This is a genomic window from Streptomyces sp., assembly GCF_035644915.1.
In the GTDB taxonomy this organism is placed as follows: Bacteria; Actinomycetota; Actinomycetes; order Streptomycetales; family Streptomycetaceae; genus Streptomyces.
In genome coordinates, this window is sequence record NZ_DASQNP010000066.1 from 27,713 (window position 1) to 50,726 (window position 23,014).

19 protein-coding genes are annotated in these 23,014 nt (G+C 74.1%); 2 read left to right on the forward strand and 17 right to left on the reverse strand.

Annotated elements, in window-relative coordinates; translation table 11 throughout:
- Window positions 1–83 precede the first annotated feature (83 nt).
- Complete coding sequence (locus VE546_RS06660; RefSeq protein ID WP_324919543.1) at window positions 84–878, reverse strand: carbon-nitrogen family hydrolase; 795 nt, start codon at window positions 876–878, stop codon at window positions 84–86.
- Between the two features lie 154 nt (window positions 879–1,032).
- On the opposite strand from VE546_RS06660, the gene VE546_RS06665 reads away from it, so the two are divergent.
- Window positions 1,033–1,857: a maleylpyruvate isomerase family mycothiol-dependent enzyme gene (locus VE546_RS06665; RefSeq protein WP_324919544.1), complete on the forward strand. Its 825-nt coding sequence runs from the start codon at window positions 1,033–1,035 to the stop codon at window positions 1,855–1,857.
- A 30-nt stretch (window positions 1,858–1,887) separates the two neighbouring features.
- Here VE546_RS06665 and VE546_RS06670 read toward each other — a convergent pair whose 3' ends face one another.
- From VE546_RS06670 to VE546_RS06700, 7 genes are all read right to left on the reverse strand, one after another.
- Entirely contained in the window at window positions 1,888–3,210 is a 1,323-nt protein-coding gene (locus VE546_RS06670) for an MFS transporter (RefSeq protein WP_324919546.1), read from the reverse strand.
- Complete coding sequence (locus VE546_RS06675; RefSeq protein ID WP_324919548.1) at window positions 3,207–3,890, reverse strand: GntR family transcriptional regulator; 684 nt, start codon at window positions 3,888–3,890, stop codon at window positions 3,207–3,209. Before VE546_RS06675 ends, VE546_RS06670 begins: the two co-directional genes overlap by 4 nt.
- Before the next feature lie 157 nt (window positions 3,891–4,047).
- On the reverse strand, window positions 4,048–5,529 hold the full coding sequence (locus VE546_RS06680) for a dihydrolipoamide acetyltransferase family protein (RefSeq protein ID WP_324919550.1): 1,482 nt from the start codon (window positions 5,527–5,529) through the stop codon (window positions 4,048–4,050).
- A 26-nt stretch (window positions 5,530–5,555) separates the two neighbouring features.
- A complete protein-coding gene (locus VE546_RS06685) occupies window positions 5,556–6,551 on the reverse strand; it encodes an alpha-ketoacid dehydrogenase subunit beta (protein ID WP_324919552.1) in 996 nt (331 codons plus the stop codon).
- Between the two features lies 1 nt (window position 6,552).
- A complete protein-coding gene (pdhA, locus tag VE546_RS06690) occupies window positions 6,553–7,719 on the reverse strand; it encodes a pyruvate dehydrogenase (acetyl-transferring) E1 component subunit alpha (RefSeq protein WP_324919554.1) in 1,167 nt (388 codons plus the stop codon).
- A gap of 412 nt (window positions 7,720–8,131) precedes the next feature.
- Window positions 8,132–9,160, reverse strand: a complete 1,029-nt coding sequence (locus VE546_RS06695; protein WP_324919556.1) for a phosphotransferase — start codon at window positions 9,158–9,160, stop codon at window positions 8,132–8,134.
- Window positions 9,161–9,244: 84 nt separating this feature from the next.
- A complete protein-coding gene (locus VE546_RS06700) occupies window positions 9,245–10,978 on the reverse strand; it encodes a protein kinase domain-containing protein (protein WP_324919558.1) in 1,734 nt (577 codons plus the stop codon).
- A 407-nt stretch (window positions 10,979–11,385) separates the two neighbouring features.
- Between VE546_RS06700 and VE546_RS06705 the strand changes: the two genes are divergently transcribed.
- A complete protein-coding gene (locus VE546_RS06705) occupies window positions 11,386–13,140 on the forward strand; it encodes a Stk1 family PASTA domain-containing Ser/Thr kinase (protein ID WP_324919560.1) in 1,755 nt (584 codons plus the stop codon).
- 136 nt (window positions 13,141–13,276) lie between these two features.
- Here the strand turns inward: VE546_RS06705 and VE546_RS06710 are convergent, their stop codons facing one another.
- The 9 genes from VE546_RS06710 to pdhA (VE546_RS06750) all read right to left on the reverse strand — a co-directional run bounded on the left by VE546_RS06710 (window position 13,277) and on the right by pdhA (VE546_RS06750) (window position 22,866).
- Complete coding sequence (locus tag VE546_RS06710; RefSeq protein ID WP_324919562.1) at window positions 13,277–13,843, reverse strand: bacterial proteasome activator family protein; 567 nt, start codon at window positions 13,841–13,843, stop codon at window positions 13,277–13,279.
- Between the two features lie 96 nt (window positions 13,844–13,939).
- Window positions 13,940–14,578, reverse strand: coding sequence for a hypothetical protein (locus VE546_RS06715; RefSeq protein WP_324919564.1), 639 nt, complete (start codon window positions 14,576–14,578; stop codon window positions 13,940–13,942).
- Between the two features lie 159 nt (window positions 14,579–14,737).
- Complete coding sequence (locus VE546_RS06720) at window positions 14,738–15,727, reverse strand: NAD(P)H-quinone oxidoreductase (protein ID WP_324919566.1); 990 nt, start codon at window positions 15,725–15,727, stop codon at window positions 14,738–14,740.
- A gap of 9 nt (window positions 15,728–15,736) precedes the next feature.
- Complete coding sequence (locus tag VE546_RS06725; protein ID WP_324919568.1) at window positions 15,737–16,798, reverse strand: potassium channel family protein; 1,062 nt, start codon at window positions 16,796–16,798, stop codon at window positions 15,737–15,739.
- A gap of 4 nt (window positions 16,799–16,802) precedes the next feature.
- Window positions 16,803–18,251, reverse strand: a complete 1,449-nt coding sequence (locus VE546_RS06730) for a molybdopterin molybdotransferase MoeA (protein WP_324919570.1) — start codon at window positions 18,249–18,251, stop codon at window positions 16,803–16,805.
- Window positions 18,248–19,222 (reverse strand): DUF6457 domain-containing protein, encoded by a 975-nt coding sequence (locus VE546_RS06735; RefSeq protein WP_324919572.1) that lies wholly within the window; start codon window positions 19,220–19,222, stop codon window positions 18,248–18,250. The genes VE546_RS06730 and VE546_RS06735 overlap by 4 nt, the downstream gene beginning before the upstream one ends.
- Window positions 19,223–19,238: 16 nt before the next feature.
- Window positions 19,239–20,654 carry a dihydrolipoamide acetyltransferase family protein gene (locus VE546_RS06740; protein WP_324919613.1) on the reverse strand — a complete coding sequence of 472 codons (1,416 nt, stop codon included), beginning with the start codon at window positions 20,652–20,654 and terminating at the stop codon, window positions 19,239–19,241.
- A complete protein-coding gene (locus VE546_RS06745) occupies window positions 20,654–21,706 on the reverse strand; it encodes an alpha-ketoacid dehydrogenase subunit beta (protein ID WP_324919574.1) in 1,053 nt (350 codons plus the stop codon). Before VE546_RS06745 ends, VE546_RS06740 begins: the two co-directional genes overlap by 1 nt.
- Entirely contained in the window at window positions 21,703–22,866 is a 1,164-nt protein-coding gene (gene pdhA / locus VE546_RS06750; protein WP_324919615.1) for a pyruvate dehydrogenase (acetyl-transferring) E1 component subunit alpha, read from the reverse strand. Before pdhA (VE546_RS06750) ends, VE546_RS06745 begins: the two co-directional genes overlap by 4 nt.
- Window positions 22,867–23,014: the final 148 nt, after the last annotated feature.

Here is a 23,014-nt window from a genome sequence, read left to right on the forward strand (position 1 = left end):
GTGGTGCGGGCCCGCGGGGGCCGCATGAGTACGGGTACTCAGGCCGTACCGCTCCCCGTACGGCGCCGGTGCCGTACGGGCGGCTACAGCACGCGGTCCCGCAGGACCGGGAAGTCCTCGCGGACCTTGGTGACGTACGCCGGGTCCAGCTCGGCGGTGACGACCCGCTCCTCGGCGTCCTCCGCCTCGGCCAGGACCTCGCCCCAGGGGTCGACGACCATGCTGCGGCCCGCCTGGGGGACGCCCGCGTGGCTGCCCGCCGTGCCGCAGGCCAGGACGTAAGCCTGGTTCTCCACGGCGCGGGCGCGGGCCAGCAGGCTCCAGTGGGCGGCGCGGCGGGCGGGCCAGCCCGCCGGGATCACCAGCGTCCGCGCGCCCGCGTCGGTCAGGGCGCGGAACAGCTCCGGGAAGCGCAGGTCGTAGCAGGTCGCCAGGCCCAGCACGGTGTCGGGCAGGGGCACGGTGACCGGCTCGGTGCCGGCGGCCAGCAAGGTGGCCTCGCCCCGGTCGAAGCCGAAGCGGTGGATCTTGCGGTACACGGCGGCCGGCTCGCCGTCGGGGGAGAAGACCAGCGAGGTGTTGTAGTAGACCTCCCCGGACTTCCCGGCGGCGCGTTCGACCACGGAGCCGGCGTGCAGCCACACCCGCGCGTCGCGGGCCGCGGCGGACATGGCCTCGGCCGTCCGCGCGCCGGGCCCGCGCAGCGGCTCGGCCTCCGCCGCGAAGGAGTCGAAGGCGAAGGCGCCGACCGTCCACAGCTCCGGCAGGACGACGAGGTCCGCGGCGGACTGCTCCCGCACCAGGGCCGCCGCCCGCGCACGGCGCGCTTCCACCGTTTCGTCCGGGTCCACACCGATCTGGAGGAGAGAGGCGCGCACCGTACCACCGTCCAAGGTTTCGAGGGGGTCAAACGCCTGCCGAAAGCAGCCTACGATCGTCACAGGAAAGCCCTGTCAGGCTGACCGTGCGCAGCGTAACTTGAGAGCACCCAAACCGCGAACCACTCCATTCCGCACGTATCGAGGGGTCCCGTTGATCGACCACCCAAGCCTTCAGCCCTATGCCGACGCCTGGGCCCACTCCATCGAGGCGATATCCGAGCTGGTCTCCCCGCTGGTCGAGGGCGAGTGGAACCGAGCGACCGACTGTCCGGGGTGGTCGGTCCGCGACGTCGTCTCCCACATCATCGGCTCGGAGTGCGAGATGCTGGGCGATCCCCGGCCGATCCACACGCTGCCGCGCGACCTGTTCCACGTGAAGGACGAACTCAGCCGGCGCATCGAGGTCCAGGTGGACGTGCGCAGGTGCCACACGGCGCCGGAGATGACCAGCGAGCTGGAGTACACGATCATCCGCCGGTCGCGCCAGTTGCGGAACGAGAAGCGCGACCCCTCGACGAGGGTGATGACCCCGCTCGGCCGGGAGATGACCCTCGAACAGGCGCTGCGGCTGCGGGCGTTCGACGTGTGGGTGCACGAGCAGGACCTGCGGCGGGCCCTGGGGCAGCCGGGCAACCTGGACTCCCCCGGCGCGTACGTCGCCCGCGACGTGCTGCTGGAGGGGCTGCCGAAGGTGGTCGCCAAGGACGCCGGGGCCCCGCCGAACTCGGCGGTCGTCCTGGACGTGAGCGGGCCGGTGGAGTTCATGCGGACCGTCCGCGTCGACGGCGAGGGCCGGGGCACGGTGGACGGCAGCGTCTCGCTGGGGCCGGCCGTCACCCTGGCGACGGACTGGGAGACGTACGTCCGGCTGGCCTGCGGGCGGGTGCGGCCCGCGGCGGTGCGCGACAACCTCAAGGTCGAGGGCGACCAGGAGCTCGCGGACGCGATCCTCGCCCACTTCGCCGTCACGCCCTGAGCCCCGGGCGGTGTCCCGGGGCTCAGGGCGTCACACCGGTACGTGCACCGCCTCGACGCGGCTGGCCACCACCCGTTCGCGCTCGCGGCGGTGCGCCCGGCCGCGCAGCCGGAGGATCTGCACGACGCCCAGCGCCTGGAGGACGAAGACGGACGCGAACGCGATCCGGTAGTCGTCGCCGGTCGCGTCCAGCAGGACGCCCACGGCCAGCAGCGTCGCCATGGAGGCCGTGAAGCCGCCGATGTTCACGATGCCCGACGCCGTGCCCTGCCGCTCGGGCGGGTTGGCGGGGCGGGCGAAGTCGAAGCCGATCATCGAGGCCGGTCCGCAGGCCCCGAGCACCGTGCACAGCACCACCAGCACCCACAGCGGGGCGCGGCCCGGCCAGGCCAGCACCGTCGCCCAGGCGGCGGCGGTGACCAGCACCGTGCCCAGCGCGATCGGCGCCCGCGCGGCGTGGTGCCGGGCGATGACCTGGCCGTAGACCAGACCGATCACCATGTTGGCCAGGACCACCAGGGTCAGCAGGTTGCCGGCCTCGGCCCGGGAGCGGCCCTGGGCCTCGACGAGGAACGGCATCCCCCACAGCAGCAGGAAGACCATGCCCGGGAACTGGGTGGTGAAGTGCACCCACATGCCCAGCCGGGTGCCCGGCTCCCGCCAGGCGGCGGCGAGCTGGCGGCGCACGTAGCCGCCGCGCTGCTGCGGTGCGGGCGCGGTCCCCGGCTCCGGCCCGGCGCCGCCCGGCCGGTCCTTGAGGAAGAGCAGGACCAGCACCAGCACCAGGGCGCCCAGCGCGGCGCTGCCCGCGAAGGTCGGCGTCCAGCCGAAGGCGGCCAGCACGCGTGCCAGCACCAGGGTGGTCACCAGGTTGCCCGCCATCCCGAACAACGCGGCGACCTGCGCGATCAGCGGCCCGCGGCGGGGCGGGAACCAGCGCGAGCCCAGCCGCAGCACGCTGATGAACGTCATCGCGTCGCCGCAGCCGAGCAGCGCGCGGGCGGCGAGCGCCATGGCGTACGAGCCGGACAGCGCGAAGGCGAACTGGCCGGTGGTGAACAGCACGATGCCCAGGATCAGGACCTTCTTCGTGCCCCAGCGGTCCACCAGCAGGCCGACGGGTATCTGCATCCCGGCGTAGACCAGGAGCTGGAGGATCGAGAAGGTCGACAGCGCGGAGGCGTTGATGTGGAACCGCTCGGCCGCGTCGATGCCCGCGACGCCCAGGCTGGTGCGGTAGGTGATGGCGGTGAAGTAGACGGCGACCCCGATCCCCCAGACGAAGGCGGCCCGGGGCCCTCCCAGCCGCACTCCGCCGGCCCCGCCGGACGGGGACGTGTCCGTGCCGCTCACCGGGCCTCACCGCGCAGCAGGTGCCGTACGGAGCCGACGTGGCCGCGCACCGCCGAGGCGGCCGCCTCGGCGTCGCCCGAGCGCAGGGTCCGGAGGATCTCGGTGTGCTCGGTGATGTTCTTGGCGATCCGGTCGGGGTGGGAGTGCATCACGGCGACGCCCATGCGGAGCTGGCGGTCGCGGAGCTGGTCGTAGAGGCGCTCCAGGATCTGGTTGCCGGCCGCCTTGACGACGGTGGCGTGGAAGCAGCGGTCGGTGGCGGCCATCGCCGCCAGGTCGCCGGTCTCGGCCTGCCGCCGCTGCCGTTCCAGGAGTTCGGCGAGCCGGTCGAGCAGGTCGCGCGGGGCGGGCAGCACCTTGCGCACGGCGTGCTCCTCGACCAGCAGCCGGGTCTCGACGACGTCGCCGATCTCCTGTGCGGAGACGGGCAGGACGAGCGCGCCCTTCTTCGGGTAGAGCCGGATCAGGCCCTCGGCCTCCAGCCGCAGCAGTGCCTCGCGCACCGGTGTGCGGGAGACCCCGACCGCTCCGGCCAGCTCCCCCTCGGTGAGCAGGGCCCCGCCCTCGTAGTGGCGTTCCAGGAGGGCCTGTTTGACGTGTGCGTAGACGCGTTCGGCGGCGGGCGGGGGCTTGACGGCGGCGGCAGGGGCAGGGGCGGCGGCAGCGGGCACGGACGACATGTACACACCATAGATACAACGGGTATGCGTGCTCATCCCCCGTCCGCCATGCGAACACCGGCCCCGGACGGCACGGGCGGGGGACACGGGCGAGGACACGGGCGGGGCCCGGCGCACGGTGCGTGCGCCGGGCCCCGTCGCGGACCGGATGCCGGGATCAGCCCCAGGTGATGAGGCGCTTGGGGTTCTCCAGGACGGCGGCGGTGTCGGCCAGCACCTTCGAGCCCAGCTCGCCGTCCACCAGGCGGTGGTCGAAGGACAGCGCCAGGGTGGTGACCTGACGCGGCTTCACCTTGCCCTTGTGGACCCACGGCTGGAGCCTGACCTGGCCGAAGGCCAGGATCGCCGACTCCCCGGGGTTGAGGATCGGGGTGCCGGAGTCGACGCCGAAGACGCCGACGTTGGTGATGGTGACCGTGCCGCCCTGCATGTCCGCCGGGGACGTCTTGCCCTCCCGGGCCGTGGTCACCAGCTCGCCCAGCGCCCTGGCCAGCTCCGGCAGGGTCTTGGCGTGCGCGTTCTTGATGTTCGGCACGATCAGACCGCGCGGGGTGGCCGCGGCGATGCCCAGGTTCACGTAGTCCTTGTGGACGATCTCCTGGTTGGCCTCGTCCCAGGAGGCGTTGATCTCCGGGTTGCGGCGGATCGCCACCAGGAACGCCCTGGCCACCAGCAGCAGCGGGTTCACCCGCAGGCCCGCCATGTCCGGGTCCTGCTTGAGCTCCTGCACCAGCTTCATGGTGCGGGTGACGTCGACGGTGACGAACTCCGTGACGTGCGGCGCGGTGAAGGCGCTGGAGACCATCGCCTGCGCGGTCGCCTTGCGGACGCCCCTGATCGGCACCCGGCGCTCGCCCTCCCCGGCGGGACGGACCGCGGCCGGCGCCTGCGGGGCCGGGGCCGCGGGGACCGCCGCGGGGGCCTCGGGGGCCGCCTGGGTCCCGGCCCGGTCGCGGGCGGCCGCGGCGGCGTGCACGTCCTCGCGGGTGATGATCCCGCCCTCGCCGGTGGGGACGACCGTGTCCAGGTCGATGCCCAGGTCCTTGGCGAGCTTGCGCACCGGCGGCTTGGCCAGCGGGCGCCTGGCGGCGGGCTCGTCGGCGCTCGGCACCGCGGGCGCGGCGGCCACGGGCGTGGCGGTGCCGTTCATCTCCGCCTGGACGGCGGTCTGCGCGGCCTGCGCCTGCGCGGCGGGCTGCTTGCGCGGACGCCGCCTGGTCGAGCCGGTGGCGACCCCGTAGCCCACCAGCACCGGCTGGCGCTTGCCGCCGCCGTTCCCGTTCGCGGTCCCGTCCTCCGGCCCGCCCTGCGCGGGGGCGGTGGCGGCGGGCGCGGCGGACGGCCCGTCGGCGGGCCCGGCCGAGGGGTCGGTGTCCACCGTGATGATCGGCGTGCCGACGTCCACGGTGGTGCCCTCCTCGAAGCGCAGCTCGTGCACCACGCCCGTGAACGGGATCGGCAGCTCGACGGCGGCCTTGGCCGTCTCGACCTCGCACACCACCTGTCCGTCGGTCACCGGATCCCCGGGCTGGACGTACCACTTGAGGATCTCGGCCTCGGTGAGTCCCTCGCCCACGTCCGGCATCTTGAACTCGCGGATGCGCTGGGCCGCGGCCCCGGCGGTAGCCGTATCAGTCATCGTCACGACTCTCCTCAGCCCTGTTCTCAGTACGCCAGCGCGCGGTCGACTGCTTCGAGCACCCGGTCCAGGTTGGGCAGGTACTCCTCCTCCAGGCGGGCCGGCGGGTACGGCGCGTGGAAGCCGCCGACGCGCAGCACCGGCGCCTCCAGGTGGTAGAAGCAGCGTTCGGTGATCCGGGCGGCGATCTCCGCGCCGGAGCCGAAGAAGACCGGTGCCTCGTGCACCACCACCAGGCGGCCCGTCCGCTCCACCGAGGCCTGGACGGTGTCGAAGTCGACCGGGGAGATCGACCGCAGGTCGACCACCTCCAGCGACTTGCCCTCCTCCTCGGCCGCGGCGGCCGCCTCCAGGCAGGTCTTCACCATCGGACCGTAGGCCACCAGCGTCAGGTCGGTGCCCTCGCGGGCGACGACGGCCTTGTGCAGCGGGCCGGGGATGGCCTCGGTGTCGACCTCGCCCTTGTCCCAGTAGCGCCGCTTGGGCTCGAAGAAGATCACCGGGTCGTCGGACTCGATCGCCTGCTGGAGCATCCAGTACGCGTCCGAGGCGTTGGACGGCGAGACGCACTTCAGCCCCGCCACGTGCGCGAACAGCGCCTCGGGGGACTCGCTGTGGTGCTCCACCGCGCCGATGCCGCCGCCGTAGGGGATGCGGATGACGACCGGCAGCTTGACCTTGCCCAGCGCGCGGGCGTGCATCTTGGCGAGCTGGGTGACGATCTGGTCGTAGGCGGGGAAGACGAACCCGTCGAACTGGATCTCCGCCACCGGCCGGTAGCCGCGCAGGGCCAGCCCGATCGCGGTGCCGATGATGCCGGACTCGGCCAGCGGGGTGTCGATGACCCGGTCCTCGCCGAAGTCCTTCTGCAGCCCGTCGGTGATCCGGAAGACGCCGCCGAGCTTGCCGACGTCCTCTCCCATGATCAGGACCTTGGGGTCGCTCTCCAGGGCCTTGCGCAGCGACTCGTTGAGGGCCTTGGCCAGGGGCATGGTGGTCTTGGCGTTCGTGCTGGCAGCCATCTCAGCGGCCCTCCTCGTCGGCGAAGGACGCCAGGTACTCGGCGAACTGGGCGCGCTCCTCGTCCACCAGCGCGTGCCCGTCGGCGTAGACGTTCTCGAAGATCGCCATGGTGTCCGGGTCCGGCATGGACCGGATGGCCTCGCGGACCCGCTTGGCCAGCGCGTCGCTCTCCTCCTCCAGGCCGGCGAGCCACTCGGCGTCGGCCAGGCCCTCCTTCTCCAGGTAGGTGCGCATCCGCAGGATCGGGTCCTTGGCCTCCCACTCCGCGCGCTCGGCGTCCTTGCGGTAGCGGGTGGGGTCGTCGGAGGTGGTGTGGGCGCCCATCCGGTAGGTGAACGCCTCGACCAGCATCGGGCCCTGGCCGGAGCGGGCGTGCTCCAGGGCGGCCCGGGTCACGGCCAGCACGGCCAGCACGTCGTTGCCGTCCACGCGGACGCCGGGGAAGCCGAAGCCGGCGGCGCGCTGGTAGATCGGCACCCGGGACTGGCGCTCGGTGGGCTCGGAGATCGCCCACTGGTTGTTCTGGCAGAAGAAGACCACCGGCGCGTTGTAGACGGCGGAGAAGGTGAACGCCTCGGCGACGTCGCCCTGGCTGGACGCGCCGTCGCCGAAGTAGGCGATCACCGCGCTGTCCGCGCCGTCCTTGGCGACGCCCATCGCGTAGCCCGTGGCGTGCAGGGCCTGGGAGCCGATCACGATGGTGTAGAGGTGGAAGTTGTTGGTGTTCGGGTCCCAGCCGCCGTTGTTGACGCCCCGGAACATGCCCAGCAGGTTGGTCGGGTCCACCCCGCGGCACCAGGCGACCCCGTGCTCGCGGTAGGTGGGGAAGACGTAGTCGTCGTCCCTCAGGGCCCGCCCGGAGCCGATCTGGGCGGCCTCCTGCCCCAGCAGCGAGGCCCACAGCCCCAGCTCGCCCTGACGCTGGAGCGCGGTGGCCTCGGCGTCGAAGCGGCGGGTGAGGACCATGTCGCGGTACAGGCCGCGCAGCTCGTCCGGGGACAGCTCCAGGGAGTAGTCCGGGTGCTCGACCCGCTCCCCCTCCGGCGTCAGCAGTTGTACGAGCTCGGGGCGCGCGGCCGACTGCGTGCGCTTCCTGGCGCCGCTCGTCGTGCGCTTTCCGCTGCTGCGGCGCGGCTTGCTGCGCGCGGCAGTGCTCTCCACGGTCACGTGTGCTCCTCCGTCTGTCCGGCCCCCGGGGTCGCCGGGGAGCCTGGGGATTCCCCACCTCGGCGGGGAGAGGCTCACCCGATTCCGTACGGCCCACGGGGTTGGGTGCGGCGCGGACGGAACCGAGCGGTGACAGGTGTCCCGTTCGACGACCGCTCTCAGCACGTTACCCAGTACCTCCGCATCTGCGCGAAGAGCCCCTGACCTGCAATTTTCCTTGGATTTCCAAGTAAATCGCGAAAGCCCGGAACGTCACTGGTCACAGCATCGCAAGCGTCTGGGACAAGCGCACGTTATCCCGCCGCCGGGGACACGGGAAGAGTCGTGCGGAAGTGATGTCCGCCCGGCGGGCGGATCGCTCCGCAGAGCGGACGAAGTGGACACGGAGGGTGAAGGCGGGCGCGGTCGCGGACTACAGACAGAACGCGTCGCGGACCGCTCCGTAGCGGCCGGTCCACCACACCACCAGCGCGGCGGCGGCCGGGAACTGCGGGTCGGTGCGGCGGTCGCGGAGCTGGTAGCGCCAGCGCAGCATCCAGAAGTCGTTGAGCCGCTCCCACCACACCCGGTGCACGGCCGCGGCCATCTCGTCCGCGCCGGCCCCGGTGGCGGCGCGGTAGGCGCGGGCGTAGGCGCGGATCCTGGCCAGGTCCAGGGTGCCGCCGGGCCGCAGGAAGAAGATGGCGGCGGCCCGTACGGCCTCCTCGGCGCGCGGCTGGACGCCCAGCCGGTCCCAGTCCACGATCGCCACCGGGTCCCAGGGCTCCCGGTCCCGGTAGAGCAGGTTGAGGGGGTGGAAGTCGCCGTGCACCCATCCCGCGACCGGCTCGGCCCCGGCGGGCGGACGGCGGTGGGCGTGGCGGAGCAGCAGGGCGCGGCGCTCGCGCAGCCGGTGCTCGGCCAGCTCGTCGAAGCAGTCGCGCCGGCGGCGGGTGCGGACGCGGGCGAGCAGCTCGTCGATGAGGGCGAAGGTCTCCTCGGGGTCGGCGCTGGGGTGGGTGGTGCGCTCGGACTCGGGCACCGGTACGGCCTGGGCCAGCCGCACGTGCACCGTGCCCAGCAGCGCCCCCAGGCGGCGGCACTGGGCGAGGGAGAGCTCACCGCCGTCGCGGTGCCGGCCGTCCACCCACGGGTGCAGGGCGTAGCAGTGCCCGCCGACGACGGCGACGGTCCGGCCGGAGGCGTCCTGGACGGGCGGGACGACCGGCAGGCCGAGGTCGCCGAGGCGGGCGGTGACGCGGTGCTGGTGCTCGATGCGGGCCGGGGCCCCGGGGTCGCCGTCGAGGTGGTGCTTGAGGAAGAACCGGCCCCGGGTGGTGGACAGCCGGTAGCCCCGGTTCAGCAGTCCCTGGGCCACCGGCTCGCACGAGAGCGGCTCCCCGGCGCCGTAGCGGCGCACCAGCGTGGTGAGGGTGTCGCCGGGAAGATCAGGAGACTGCACGAGACGGATCGTAGATCACCTGCGGCGACACCCCGGTGACGGTGTGCGACGGCGGCCGGGAAGTGGTATGGGGGCGCGGCGGGGTCAGGGGGTGGTGACCCCGCCGTCGTTCCCTCCGACCGCCGGGTCGCCGGCGCCGCCGTTCTCCGCACCGCCCTGGTTGGCGGCTCCGCCGTTGTCCGTACCGCCGGTGTCGGTGCCGCCGACATCGGCGCCGCCGTCCTGGCCGGCATCGGTGCCGCCGGTGTCCGTGCCGCCGTCCTGGCCGCCGTCGGTGCCGCCGGTGTCCGTACCGCCGTCCTGGCCGCCGTCCCCGGTGGTGCCGGTTCCGCCGGTGGTGTCGGTGGGCGCGTCCGTCGGCGAGGGGGCCTGGCTGGTCTGCGGGGCGTCGGGCCAGTCGTTGCCCCCGCCGCTGTTCTGCCAGCCGCCCGTGCTGCCGGGGTAGGTGTCCTCGTGGGTGGGCGCCTCGCTCGTCTCCTCCTCGGTCGGCTCCTTGGAGGACTCCCGCTGCGAGGGCGCGGTGCTGGTCTTGCTCGGCTTCTTCTGCTGGTCCTCGCCCCCGGCGTTCTGGAGGGCGAAGAAGATGCCCGCGGCGACGGCGAGGACGGCGAAGAAGGCGATCAGCGCGTACTTCAGGCCGCTGCCGCCCCGGCCCCCGTCGCCGTAGCCGCCGTTCCCGTCGTAGCCGCCGCTGTCGTACGAGCCGCCGGCCGGGCTGCCCATCAGCAGCGGCGGACCGACCCGGGTGGCGTCGCCGGCCCCTCCGCCGTAGTGGGAGGAGTCGCCGCCCTGCGCGTAGGCGGAGGGGGTGCCCATGGCGGGGGTGGCGCCGGTGGAGACCACCGCGCCGGTGTTCCACAGGCCGCCGGTGTGGCCGCCCTGCTCCTGGAGCATGCGCAGCGCGTACTGCACCAGGCCGCGCATCTCCTCGGCGGTCTGGAAGCGGTCGTCCGGGTCCTTGGCCAGCGCGCGCATCACCAGGCCGTCCAGCTCCGGCGGCACCGCGTCGGAGACCTGCGACGGCGGCACCGGCTCGTCCTGGACGTGCTGGTAGACCACCGACAGCGGGGTCTCGCCGGTGAACGGCGGGCGCAGCGCGAGGAGTTCGTACAGCAGGCAGCCCGTCGCGTACAGGTCGGAGCGGGCGTCCACCGTCTTGCCGAGCGCCTGCTCGGGGGAGAGGTACTGCGGGGTGCCCATGACCATGCCCGTCTGGGTCATGGTGGTGGACGCGCCGTGCAGGGCGCGGGCGATGCCGAAGTCCATCACCTTCACGGCGCCGTTGTTGGTGATGATGACGTTGGCGGGCTTGATGTCCCGGTGCACGATGCCGTGCTGGTGGCTGTAGGCGAGCGCCTCCAGGACCCCGGAGACGATGATCAGCGCCTGCTCGGGCGGCGGCGCCTCGGCGTTCATGAGCAGGTCGCGGATGGTGCGGCCCTCGACCAGCTCCATGACGATGTACGGCACCGCGTTGCCGTCGACCACGTCCTCGCCGGAGTCGTAGACGGCCACCACCGCATGGTGGTTGAGCCCGGCGACCGACTGTGCCTCACGGGTGAAGCGCGCCTTGGCCACCGGGTCCTCGGCGAGGTCGGCGCGCATCAGCTTGACGGCCACGGTCCGGCCGAGGCGCACGTCCTCGGCGGCGAACACCTCCGCCATGCCGCCGCGGCCGAGGCGGCGGGTGATGCGGTAGCGCCCGTCGCCGACCATGCCGCCATTGGGCCAAGACTCTGGCGAATCGGGCGAATCGGACACCCCACCAGCTGTCTCGTCGGGCTCCGAAGGCCCTCCGGCGGCTTGTGTCTGTGCCATCAGTCCTCGCCGTAGATCAGGTCCGCGTGAGTGCGGGTCCGTACGCTCTGCTCCTTGTGCACGCTAACAGGGTCCGAGGACCGTGCCCCTCGGTGAGAGTGAAGAGAGCGGCGCGGGAGGTGGTGCGGAGAGCGCTGGGTAGCGACGGACCATCCAACCCGCTCGGGCCGCGAACTGGCAAGTTACGATGTCCGACGCCTCGGGGAACACGTGTGACGCGTATGCGCGCATCGTGTCACGGAACGGGCAAGCGGCTTGACGTGTCCGACCGCTGGGGCAGACTTGGCCGGTAGTCGGGTGTTCCGATCAACGAGCGCCGACGGGCACCGGCGGGAGCACCAGCAGAGCAACCGTACACGCGCAGGCCCACAACGGCAGTCCTGCGGCGCCGAGGGGGAAGCAGTCAGATGAGCGACGACGGCGCACAGGCCGGTCACTACCAGGGCCGTACGGTCGGCGGCGGACGCTACCAACTGCGTGACCTGCTCGGCGCCGGCGGCATGGCCTCGGTGCACCTCGCCTACGACTCCGTCCTCGACCGGCAGGTCGCGGTCAAGACCCTCCACACCGAGCTGGGCCGCGAGCCGTCCTTCCGCGAACGCTTCCGCCGCGAGGCGCAGTCGGTGGCGAAGCTCACGCACACCAACATCGTCTCGGTCTTCGACTCCGGCGAGGACGAGATCGACGGCGCGCTGGTGCCGTACATCGTCATGGAGTACATCGAGGGCAAGCCGCTGCGCACGGTGCTCGACGAGGACGTGGCCCAGTTCGGCGCGATGCCGGCCGACAAGGCGCTGAAGATCGTCGCCGATGTGCTCGCCGCGCTCGAGGTCAGCCACGAGATGGGCCTGGTGCACCGGGACATCAAGCCGGGCAACGTGATGCTGAACCGGCGCGGCGTGGTCAAGGTGATGGACTTCGGCATCGCCCGCGCGATGCAGTCCGGCGTCACCTCCATGACCCAGACCGGCATGGTCGTCGGCACCCCGCAGTACCTCTCCCCCGAGCAGGCGCTGGGGCGCGGCGTGGACGCCCGCTCCGACCTGTACTCGGTGGGCATCATGCTCTTCGAGCTGATCACCGGGCGGCTCCCCTTCGACGCCGACTCGCCGCTGGCCATCGCGTACGCGCACGTCCAGGAGGAACCGCCCGTCCCGTCCTCGATCAACCGGTCGCTGCCGCCGGCGGTGGACGCGCTGGTCGCGCGGGCGCTGAAGAAGAACCCCAACGAGCGCTTCCCGACCGCCGAGGCGATGCGCGAGGAGTGCGAGCGCGTCCGCAACGCGGTGCTGGCCTCGAACACCACCCCGCTGATCGTCGGCGGCGGACCGGCGCACAGCGGCTCGGCGGTCTCCCAGACGGTCTTCCCGCCGGTGGACGCCACCGGCACCCCGCCCCCGCCCGGCGTGCAGCAGCCCTACCAGCACTACGCGCAGAGCGGCTTCGGGGCGTCCACCCCGCCGCCCGCCCCGGCGTACTCCACTCCGGCGCCGGGCCCGTACGGGCACCAGGGCGGCGGCCCGTCCACCCCACCGCCGTACGGCCCGTCGTCCTCCTCCGGTCACGGTGGCGGTCACGGTGGCGGCCGACGGAACACGGGCGTGCTCGTCGGCTCGGCCATCGCCGCGATCATCGCCGTCTCGGCCGTGATCATCGCGGTGGCGCTCAACAACGGCGACGACAAGGGCGGGAACCGGGCGGACGGCTCCCCGACCCCGGTCCAGTCCACGGAGCAGCCCGCGGGCACCGGCGGCGACACCGGCGGCACCGGCGGCGACACCGGCGGTACCGGCACCTCGGGCGGGCAGAGCACCGACGACACCGGCACCGGTACCGACACCAGCGCCGGCACCGACGACAACGCCGGCTTCAAGGACGAGGACAAGTCGAAGACCATCGACGTCACCAAGTGCACCGAGGCGTCCGACAGCTTCCTGGAGGACGGCAAGAAGAGCATGCCCGACCTGACGTTCAAGCACCTGGACTCGGTGAAGGAGTGCGTCCGCCAGGCGGGCTGGGTGCTGGAGGACGTCCAGTACGAGGACGAGAACCTGTACGGCAAGAACACCGTCCTGGAGCAGTCCCCGAAGCCCTACGAGGCCTTCGACCCCGAGGAAGACAAGATCACCCTGACCGTCTCCACGGGCAACCCGGCCCCCTGACGGGGGTCACCGCGCGTACGCGTCGGGCCCGGCACGCTGTTTCCGCGTGCCGGGCCCGACGCGTGTGCGGCCCCGGTCCCGCGGGTCCGCGGGGCCGGAAGGCGCCGTGAGGAACCGGGGGCCGGGGCCGGAGGGATCAGAGGTAGGGGCCGCCCGAGCGGGTGTGGCCGCGACCGTCGGCGTCCTTGTCGTCGGGCAGCATCCCCGAGGGGAGCGCCCGGCGCATCTGCTCAAGCTGGGCACGGGCCGCCATCTGCTGGGCGAACAGCGCCGTCTGGATGCCGTGGAACAGCCCCTCCAGCCACCCCACGAGCTGGGCCTGTGCGACGCGCAGCTCGGCCTCCGAGGGCACCGCGTCGTCGGTGAACGGCAGCGAGATCCGCTCCAGCTCCTCGACCAGCTCGGGAGCCAGGCCGTCCTCCAGCTCCTTGACGGAGCTGGCGTGGATCTCCTTGAGCCGGGCCCGGCTCGCCTCGTCCAGGGGTGCCGACTTGACCTCCTCGAGGAGCTGCTTGATCATGCTGCCGATCCGCATGACCTTCGCGGGCTGCTCGACCATCTCCGTCACGGGGGTCTCGCGCGACTCCTCGTCGGCGTCGCCGTCACCACCCGCGGGGGCGGTGCCGCCGAGGGCCATTCCGTCCGGGCCGACGACCAGGACCTGCTGGCCCTCGTGCGACCGTTCGTTCATCGGCTGTGTCATACCCCCCATTCTGCATCCCCCGCCACCGCGCCCGCCGGGCGATCCCCCGGGGCGGGAACCTCCCCGCCCGGCGGGCGTCCGGCGGGGCCGGCGGGCTCAGCGGCGCAGCCGCAGGGCCAGCGAGGCCAGGCCGAGACCGAGGAAGGTCAGACCGGCGCCGAGCGGCAGCACGGGCAGGAGCTGCCCGGTGGCGGGCGTCGCGTAGCCGTCGGTGCGGGCCTGCTCCCGGGCGTACTCGTCGTCGCCGTAGTCGTAGTCGTCGACGGTGCCGGCGCGCCGGTCGCTGACCTGGTCGGTCCACGACCGCGGGGTCTGCCGCGCCTCGTCCGGCCGCCCGGCGGACGTCTGCCGGGCGGGCTCCCGCAGCCCGGGCCGGGCGTCCTCGCGGTCGCCCTCGTCCTCCTCCCGCTCCGACGGCGTACCGGACGGCTCGCCGGAGGGCTCACTGGAGCTGGGCGTCGGGGTGGGCGTCGGCGTGGGGGACGGAGCGGGCGCGGACTCCTCCGGGGGCCACGGCGGCAGGGTCGGCCACGTGGGGTGCGACGGCCGTCCTCTCGGCGGCTCGTCGTCGGTGGGCGAGGGCGTGGGCGTCGGCGTCTCCGCTCTGGGCTCCACACCGCCCTGGCTGGTGCCGGGGGCGGCCGCAACGGCCGCCGGGTGCTGGGAGGCCAGGGCGACGGGTGCCGGAAGGAGCACCATCGCACAGGCCAGCAGGGTGATCGCGGTCCCTCTCACCGCTTCGCCCCCTCCCGTACCAAGCATCAGTGGTGTCACAAGCGTCACACGAACGCGCGGGTCCGGCATCTCGATTGGCTCGAACGGCTTGATCGGCTCGAACAGACCGAACGGATCGAACGGGCCGGACGAATCGACGGGCCGGACGGGCCGGCCGCCTCAGACCGTGAGAACGACCTTTCCCACGTGATCGCTCTTTTCGAGTACCCGGTGAGCCCGGGAGGCATGACTCATCGGCAGCGTCCGGTCCACCACCGGCCGGACGCGCCCGGCGGCGATCAGCGGCCACACGTGCTCCCGCACGGCCGTGACGATCTCCGCCTTCTCGGCGGCCGGGCGGGAGCGCAGGCTGGTGGCCGTGATGGAGCCGCGCTTGGCGAGCAGCGCTCCCAGGTGCAGTTCGCCCTTGACCCCGCCCTGGAGGCCGATGACCGCGATCCGGCCACCGGTGGCCAGGACCCGCACGTTCCGCTCCAGGTACTTGGCGCCGATGATGTCGAGGACGACGTCCGCGCCGTGCCCGTCGGTGGCCTTCCCGACCTCTTCGACGAAGTCCTGCTCGCGGTAGTCGATCAGGATGTCCGCGCCCAGCTCGGCGCAGCGCCGCAGCTTCTCCGGGCCGCCCGCGGTGACCGCCACCCGGGCGCCGACGGCCTTGGCGAGCTGGATCGCCATGGTGCCGATGCCGCTGGCCCCGCCGTGCACCAGCAGGGTCTCCCCGGCGCGCAGTCCGGCGATCATGAAGACGTTCGACCAGACCGTGCAGGTCACCTCGGGCAGCGCGGCGGCCGCGACCGGGTCGAGGGGGCCGTCGGGGGTGTCGGGCAGCGGCAGTAGCTGGCCGTGCGGCACGGCGACCTTCTCGGCGTACCCGCCGCCGCTGAGCAGCGCGCACACCTCGTCGCCGACCCGCCAGCCGCCGACCCCCGGCCCGAGCGCGACGATCCGTCCCGAGCACTCCAGCCCGGGGTACGGCGAAGCTCCGGGCGGCGGGTCGTAGAAGCCCTGCCGCTGGAGGAGGTCGGCGCGGTTGACGGCGGCCGCCGCCACCTCGACCAGCACCTCGCCCTCGCCGGGCTCGGGATCGTCGACCTCCGTCCAGGTGAGGACGTCGGGACCGCCGGGTTCGGCAATGGTGACCGCGTGCATGGGCTGGCACTACCTCCGCTGTTCCGGGGGGATGACGGTGGTGGGGGAGGGCGAGGCGCGGCGGATGACGACGAGGCGGTCGGTGAGCTGCAAGGTGGCCGCCTCCGGATCGTCGAACCCCAGGACCCGGTGCCCGCGCACCACGGAGACCACCAGGTCCTTGCACTCGCGCGGGGAACGGCCCGCCTCCGCCTTGGTGACCGGGCGCTCGGTGAGGTTCAGGCCGGTGCCCTGGTGGATCAGGTCCTCCATCACCGCGCCCGCGCTCGGGCTGAGCATCGACATGCCGAGCAGCCGGCCCGCGGCGCTGGCACTGGTGATCACGGAGTCGGCGCCGGACTGGCGCAGCAGCGGCGCGTTCTCCTCCTCGCGCACCGCCGCGACGATGCGCAGGTTGCGATTGAGCTGACGGGCCGTCAACGTCACCAGGACCGCGGTGTCGTCGCGCTGGGTGGCGATGACGACCTGGGCCGCGCGCTGCACCTCCGCCCGCAGCAGCACGTCGCTGCGGGTCGCGTCGCCGACGACGCCCGTGTACCCGTCGGCGTTGGCCGCCTCGATGACCTTCCGGCTCGGGTCGACGATCACTATCCGGTCCTGGGGGATGCCGGTGGAGATCAGCGTCTCGGCGGCGGAACGGCCTTTGGTGCCGAAGCCGATGATGACCGTGTGGTCGCGCAAGGAGGACCTCCAGCGGGTCAGGCGCCACTGCTCGCGGGTCCGTTCGGCCAGCACCTCCAAGGTGGTGCCGATCAGGATGATCAGGAACAGGACGCGCAGCGGGGTGACGACCAGGACGTTGACCAGGCGGGCGCTGTCGCTGACCGGGGTGATGTCGCCGTACCCGGTGGTGGAGAGCGTGACGGTGGCGTAGTAGAAGCAGTCGAGGAAGGAGACATCGTCGTCCGCGTTGTCCCGGTAGCCCTCGCGCTCCCCGTAGACCAGCAGGACCGTGGCGAGCAGGACGAAGGCCGCGGCGACCAGCCGCCGCGCCACCTGCAGCAGCGGCCCGGTGACGGGCTCGGGGAGCAGGACGCGGTGCTGCAGGTCGTCGAGCGGGATGTTCTTCATGCCCTCACGCCCACGGGAGTCTCAGGAGGTGTACCTCGGTGCCGGTGGCGGCACCGCCGGGCGGAACGACCGCGAGGGCGGTGGCCGTCGCGATGCCGCGGAGCATCGCGGGGCCGGCGAACCGCAGCGACCGCACACACCGGCCATCCTGCACGACCGGGACCAGCCGCGTGTCACGGGGGTGGCCGTGGACCTCGCCGAGGAGCGGTGCGGTGGGCGGCGGGACGGCGGAGGGGGCGGCGGACGGGTCGGCGGAGGGACCGGCGAGCGGATCGGCGGGGTCCGCGGACGGGTCGGCGCCGGGGACGGCCCGCAGCAGCGGTTCGACGAGGGTCAGCAGCCCGGACACGGCCGCCAGGGGGTTGCCGGGCAGCCCGACGAGGTGCGCCCCGGCGGGCAGCCGCGCCAGCAGCATCGGATGGCCCGGGCGTACGGCCACCCCGTCCACCAGCAGCGTCGCGCCCAGCCGGCGCAGGGCGGGATGGACGTGGTCGACGGGGCCGGAGGCCGTTCCGCCGGTGGTGACGACGAGGTCGGCGGTGGTGGCCGCCAGGGCGGCGTGCAGCGCGTCGGCGTCGTCGCCCAGCCGGCGGGTGGCCGTGACCTCGGCGCCCATCGCCTCCAGCCAGGGGCCGACCATGGGGCCGAGGGCGTCGCGGACCCGCCCGCCCTCGGGACGGCCGGACGACAGCAGCTCGTCGCCCAGGACCAGGACCTCGGCCCGGGGACGGCGCAGCACCGGCAGCTCGTCCCAGCCCGCCGCGGCGGCGAGGCCGAGCACGGCCGGGGTGACCGGCGCACCGGCGGGCAGCAGGGTGTCGCCCCGGCGGCACTCCTGGCCGCGCGGGCGGATGTCGGCACCGTGCAGGGGCGGCCTGGAGGTGCGCAGCCGCCGGCCGCGGACCTCACCGTACTCGGAGCGGAGGACGGCGGTGGTGCCGGGCGGGATGCGGGCGCCGGTGGCGATGGGGACGGCGTGGCCGTCCGGGAGCGGGGGCGGGGCGTCGTCCCCGGCCAGGACGCCGGGCGCGCGGGCGCCGCCGTCGGGTGCTCCGGGGGCGTCGGGGTCGCCGGAGCCGTGGGCACCGGGGGCGTCGGGTGTGCCGAGTTCCCAGGGGCCGGGGCCGGAGACGGCCCAGCCGTCCATGGCCGAGGTGTCGAACGCCGGCAGGTCGGTGAGCGCGGTCAGGGGGGCGGCGAGGCGGTGGCCGAGGGCGCTGCCGAGGGGGAGGGTGACGGTCCCGGGACGCCGGTCCGCTCCGGCGCGGGCGGCGACGGCGCGGGCCCGGGACCAGTCGAGGTGCCGTACCTCCCGCGCCCGGCCCGCCGTACGGGCGTCGGGGCGGGTGCCGCGGTCGCGATCGCGGGGGGCCTCGCGGTCGGGGGCCTCGCGGCGGTCCTCGCGGTGGCCGTTGGCCAGGGCGAGGGCATCGGCCAGCTCGTCGCCGGTCATCCCGCGCCCGTCCCCGTCCCCGTGGTTCCCGCGGCCCCCGGCTCCGGCCCCTCCACCGTGCCCCCGGTGCCCCCGGCGTCCCCGGCGTCCTCCGCGGCCCAGCGCCGGGCGAGTTCGGCGGCCCGGCGGGCGGTCGCGGCGACGTCCTCGGCGCTCCCGCCCGCGCGGGCCGCCGCGTACCCGACCAGGAAGGTCGTCAGCGGGGCAGCGGGGCGGGCCACGCCGTGCGCGGCGTCCCGCGCCAGGTCGAGGAGGACGGCGGTGTCGACGTCGAGGTCGATGCCGAGTTCGGCCTTGACGGCGGTCATCCATTCGTTCAGCACACGCCCATGCTCCCTGATCCGCGAGCGGGCCGCGGCGATGTCCTCCCAGGTGTCGCAGTCCCGGGCCTCGGAGGGGTCGGCCGCGGGGACGCGACGCAGCGTCAGCTCCGCGGTGAGCAGCCGCAGGGGGAGGCCCGTGAGCCGTCCGTGCTCGGCGGCGAGCAGGGCCAGTTCACGGCGGAGGGACTCGGCGCGGTAGGCGCCGAGGAGGGGCTGGTCGCGGCCGTCGTCGACGATCACGCCGTCGACGGCCGAGCCGCCGGCGGTCGCGCCGGCACCGCCGCCCGCACCACCGTCCGCACCGCCGTCCGCACCGCCCATGCCGTCCAGCAGCGTCCGTACGGTGGCGGCCGTCAGGAACGGCAGGTCGGCGGAGAGCACCAGCACCGTCTCCCGCTCGGTGCGGCGCAGCCCGGCGTCGAGCGCGGCCAGCGGCCCGCCGCCGGGCGGCTGTTCGCGCACCCAGTCCACCGGGCGTACGGTCGGCCGCCGCGGGCCGACGACCACGGTCCGCGCCGCGTCCGCGCAGGCGTCCAGCACGCGGTCGAGCAGGGACCGGCCCCCGACGGTGAGGGCCGGTTTGTCCGCTCCGCCGAGCCGGCGGGCCGCGCCGCCGGCGATGACGACGGCGTCGTACGCGTGGGTCATTCCCCGATTATGGCCGTCACAGGGTGCGCAGCAGCACGGCCGGGTGCTCGACGCAGTCGGCCACGTACCGCAGGAAGCCGCCCGCCGTGCCGCCGTCGCACACCCGGTGGTCGAAGGTGAGCGAGAGCTGCACGACGTGGCGCACGGCCAGCTCGCCCTCGTGCACCCACGGCTTGGGCGTGATGCGGCCGACGCCGAGCATCGCCGCCTCGGGGTGGTTGATGATCGGCGTCGAGCCGTCCACCCCGAACACCCCGTAGTTGTTGAGGGTGAAGGTGCCCCCGGTCAGCTCGGCGGGGGTCAGGGTGCCTGCGCGCGCGGCCTCGGTCAGCCGGGCGATCTCCTCGGTGAGCTGCGTCGCGTTGCGCTCGTGGGCGTCCCGTACGACGGGCACCACGAGCCCGCGCTCGGTCTGGGCGGCGAAGCCCAGGTGCACCGCGGGCAGCCGGACGATCTCGCGCGCGGCCGTGTCCACGGTCGAGTTCAGCTCGGGGAAGCGTTCGAGGGCGGCCGTGCAGATCCGGGCGAGGAGCGCGAGCAGGGAGATCTTGGGCCCCGCGGCGTTCATCGCCCGGCGGGCGGCGAGCAGTTCGGTGGCGTCGGCGTCCACCCAGCAGGTGGCGTCGGGGATCTCGCGCCGGGAGGTCGCGAGCTTGTCCGCGATCGCGCCGCGCAGTCCGCGCAGCGGGACGCGCTCGCCGGCCGCGGCCACGGGGGAAGCGGTCGCGGCGGGGGCCGCGGCGGGGGCGGGCGCAGGCGCGGCGGCTGCGGCGGGCGCGGCCGTACGGGCGGCCACCGCCCGCTCGACGTCCGCCCGCAGGATCAGCCCCTGGGGGCCGGAGCCGCGGATCCGGCTCAGGTCCAGCCCGTGCTCCCGCGCGAGCCGCCGCACCAGCGGGGAGATCACGGGGACGGGCCCGGCGGCGGGCCGGGAGTCGGCGGGTGCAGGCGCGGCGGGCGCGGGCGCGGCGGGCGGGGACGCGGGCGCGGCGGGGGTGCCCACCACCGGACGGACCCGGCGGCGACGGGCCGGAGGGGCACCCGTGCCGTACCCCACCAGCACGTTCCCCGACCGCTCCGGAGCCTCCGGCGTCCCGGAAACCGCCCCCGGCACCGCCCCGGACGACGCTCCGGCCCCGGCCCGTTCCCGGTCCGTGCCGTCGGCCCCGGCGCCGTCCCCGGGGGACGCGCCGACGGCCACCGTGATCAGGGGCGCGCCCACGGGGATCTCGGCGCCCTCCTCGCCGAACCGGGCGGTGACCACACCGCCGTACGGGCACGGCACCTCGACCATCGCCTTGGCCGTCTCGACCTCCACGACCGGCTGGTCCACGGCGACGACGTCGCCGACGGACACCAGCCAGCGGACGATCTCGGCCTCCGTCAGCCCTTCGCCCAGGTCGGGCAGGGTGAACTCGCGGACCTCGGCCATCAGCGGTCCCTCCCCTCGGTCCACTCCGACTCCCACTGGAGCCGGGCCACCGCGTCCAGCACCCGGTCCACGCCGGGCAGGTGGTGGCGCTCCAGCATGGGCGGCGGGTAGGGGATGTCGAATCCCGCCACGCGCAGCACCGGCGCCTCCAGGTGGTGGAAGCAGCGCTCGGTGATCCGGGCGGCGATCTCGCCGCCGGGGCCGCCGAAGCCGCTGGACTCGTGGACGACCACGGCCCGCCCGGTGCGGCGCACCGACGCGCAGACCGTCTCGTCGTCGAAGGGGACCAGGGAGCGCAGGTCGACGACCTCCAGGTCCCAGCCCTCCTCGCGGGCGGCCTCGGCCGCCTCCAGGCAGACGGGCACCGACGGCCCGTAGGTGATCAGCGTCGCGGACGTCCCCGCGCGGCGCACCTCGGCGCGGCCGATGGGCGCCACCGGCTCCGGCGCCTCGGGGGACCAGTCGGCCTTCGACCAGTACAGCCGCTTGGGCTCCAGGAAGACCACCGGGTCGTCGGAGGCGATGGCGGCCCGCAGCAGCCCGTACGCGTCGGCCACGGTCGCCGGGGTCACCACGTGCAGGCCGGGGGTGGCCATGTAGTAGGCCTCGGAGGAGTCGCTGTGGTGCTCCACGCCGCCGATCCCGCCGCCGTACGGCACGCGAATGGTGATCGGCAGCGGCATCGCGCCGCGCGTGCGGTTGCGCATCTTGGCGACGTGGCTGAGGAGTTGTTCGAACGCGGGGTACGCGAAGGCGTCGAACTGCATCTCCACCACCGGCCGCAGCCCGTACATCGCCATTCCGACGGCCGTGCCCAGGATTCCGGCCTCGGCCAGCGGGGTGTCCGTGCAGCGGTCCTCGCCGAACTCCTTCGCCAGTCCGTCGGTGATCCGGAAGACGCCGCCGAGCGTGCCGACGTCCTCGCCGAGCACGTGCACGGCCGGGTCCTCGGCCATGGCGTCGCGCATCGCGCGGGTGAGGGCCTGCGCCATGGTGGCGGGCTTGCGCACGGCCGCTCCGGCGCCGTTCCTGCTGCTGATCGCGGTCGTCATCGTCCGTTCCCCTCCCCGGCGTTCCCCGCGTTCCCGGCGGCCCCGGCTTCCTCGGCTTCCAGTTCGGCGCGCAGTTGCGCGGCCTGCTCCCTGAGCTGCGCGGTCTTCTCCGCGTAGACGTGGTCGAAGAGGTCCATCGGGTCGAGCACCGGGTCCTCGTTCATCAGCCCGCGCAGCCGCGCGGCCATCTCCTCGGCGTCGTCCCGCGCCTTGGCGCGCACCGCGTCGTCGAGCAGGCCGCGGTCGGTCAGCTCGCGCTCCAGCAGCGTGACGGGGTCGTGTTCGCGCCATGCCTCGACCTCGTCGTCGGCGCGGTAGCGGGTGGCGTCGTCGGCGTTGGTGTGGGCGTCGAGCCGGTAGGTGACGGCCTCCACCAGGGTGGGCCCGCCGCCGCTGCGGGCGCGGGCGACCGCCTCGGAGAGCACCCGGTGGACGGCGGCGGCGTCGTTGCCGTCCACCAGCCGGCCGGGCATCCCGTAGCCGACGGCCTTGTGGGCCAGCGAGGGCGCGGCGGTCTGCTTGGCCAGCGGGACGGAGATCGCGAAGCCGTTGTTCTGGACGAGGAAGACGGTCGGCGTGCGCCAGACGGCGGCGAAGTTCAGGGCCTCGTGGAAGTCGCCCTCGCTCGTGCCGCCGTCGCCGACCATGGCCAGCGCCACCACGTCGTCGCCCTTGAGGCGGGCGGCGTGGGCGAGCCCGACGGCGTGCGGGAGGTGGGTCGCCAGCGGGGTGGACAGCGGCGCGATGCGGTGCTCGTAGGGGTCGTAGCCGGTGTGCCAGTCGCCGCGCAGCAGGCCGAGCGCCTTGGCCGGGTCCATGCCGCGGGCCACGGCGGCGAGGGTGTCGCGGTAGCTGGGGAAGAGCCAGTCGCGCTCCTCCAGCACCAGCGCGGCGGCCACCTCGCACGCCTCCTGCCCGGTCGAGGAGGGGTAGACGGCGAGCCGGCCCTGCTTGGTGAGCGCGGTCGCCTGCTGGTTGTAGCGGCGGCCCGCCACCAGGTGCCCGTACAGCCTCACCAGCAGCTCCGGATCCAGGTCGGCGCCGGTGCCCAGCAGCCGGTACGGCTCGGGGTCGGGCAGCAGCGGCGCGGGGTCGGTGCGCGGCTGCCAGGCGGGGGGCGGCGCGGGACGATAGGCACCTGGCTGCTCCAGGACAGTCATGTCGAGCACCTCCTGGTAGGGGGCATCACGGGCGCGGAGCCGCGCTGGCGTCGGGCTCACCTACCGATTGTTCGGTCGCTGGCGCATTTTGGCTACGGGTGGCGATGCCCTGTGGACAAACGGTTCTGCACCGCATGGGATGTCAGCA

Excerpts from the sequence above, each read along its gene's own strand:
- VE546_RS06700 (WP_324919558.1), bottom strand. The coding sequence starts at position 10,978 with ATGGCACAGACACAAGCCGCCGGAGGGCCTTCGGAGCCCGACGAGACA.
- VE546_RS06745 (WP_324919574.1), bottom strand. The coding sequence starts at position 21,706 with ATGACGACCGCGATCAGCAGCAGGAACGGCGCCGGAGCGGCCGTGCGC.
- VE546_RS06720 (WP_324919566.1), bottom strand. The coding sequence starts at position 15,727 with ATGCACGCGGTCACCATTGCCGAACCCGGCGGTCCCGACGTCCTCACC.
- VE546_RS06735 (WP_324919572.1), bottom strand. The coding sequence starts at position 19,222 with ATGACCCACGCGTACGACGCCGTCGTCATCGCCGGCGGCGCGGCCCGC.
- VE546_RS06705 (WP_324919560.1), top strand. The coding sequence starts at position 11,386 with ATGAGCGACGACGGCGCACAGGCCGGTCACTACCAGGGCCGTACGGTC.
- VE546_RS06710 (WP_324919562.1), bottom strand. The coding sequence starts at position 13,843 with ATGACACAGCCGATGAACGAACGGTCGCACGAGGGCCAGCAGGTCCTG.
- pdhA (WP_324919615.1), bottom strand. The coding sequence starts at position 22,866 with ATGACTGTCCTGGAGCAGCCAGGTGCCTATCGTCCCGCGCCGCCCCCC.
- VE546_RS06685 (WP_324919552.1), bottom strand. The coding sequence starts at position 6,551 with ATGGCTGCCAGCACGAACGCCAAGACCACCATGCCCCTGGCCAAGGCC.
- VE546_RS06725 (WP_324919568.1), bottom strand. The coding sequence starts at position 16,798 with ATGAAGAACATCCCGCTCGACGACCTGCAGCACCGCGTCCTGCTCCCC.
- VE546_RS06680 (WP_324919550.1), bottom strand. The coding sequence starts at position 5,529 with ATGACTGATACGGCTACCGCCGGGGCCGCGGCCCAGCGCATCCGCGAG.
- VE546_RS06740 (WP_324919613.1), bottom strand. The coding sequence starts at position 20,654 with ATGGCCGAGGTCCGCGAGTTCACCCTGCCCGACCTGGGCGAAGGGCTG.
- VE546_RS06675 (WP_324919548.1), bottom strand. The coding sequence starts at position 3,890 with ATGTCGTCCGTGCCCGCTGCCGCCGCCCCTGCCCCTGCCGCCGCCGTC.
- VE546_RS06730 (WP_324919570.1), bottom strand. The coding sequence starts at position 18,251 with ATGACCGGCGACGAGCTGGCCGATGCCCTCGCCCTGGCCAACGGCCAC.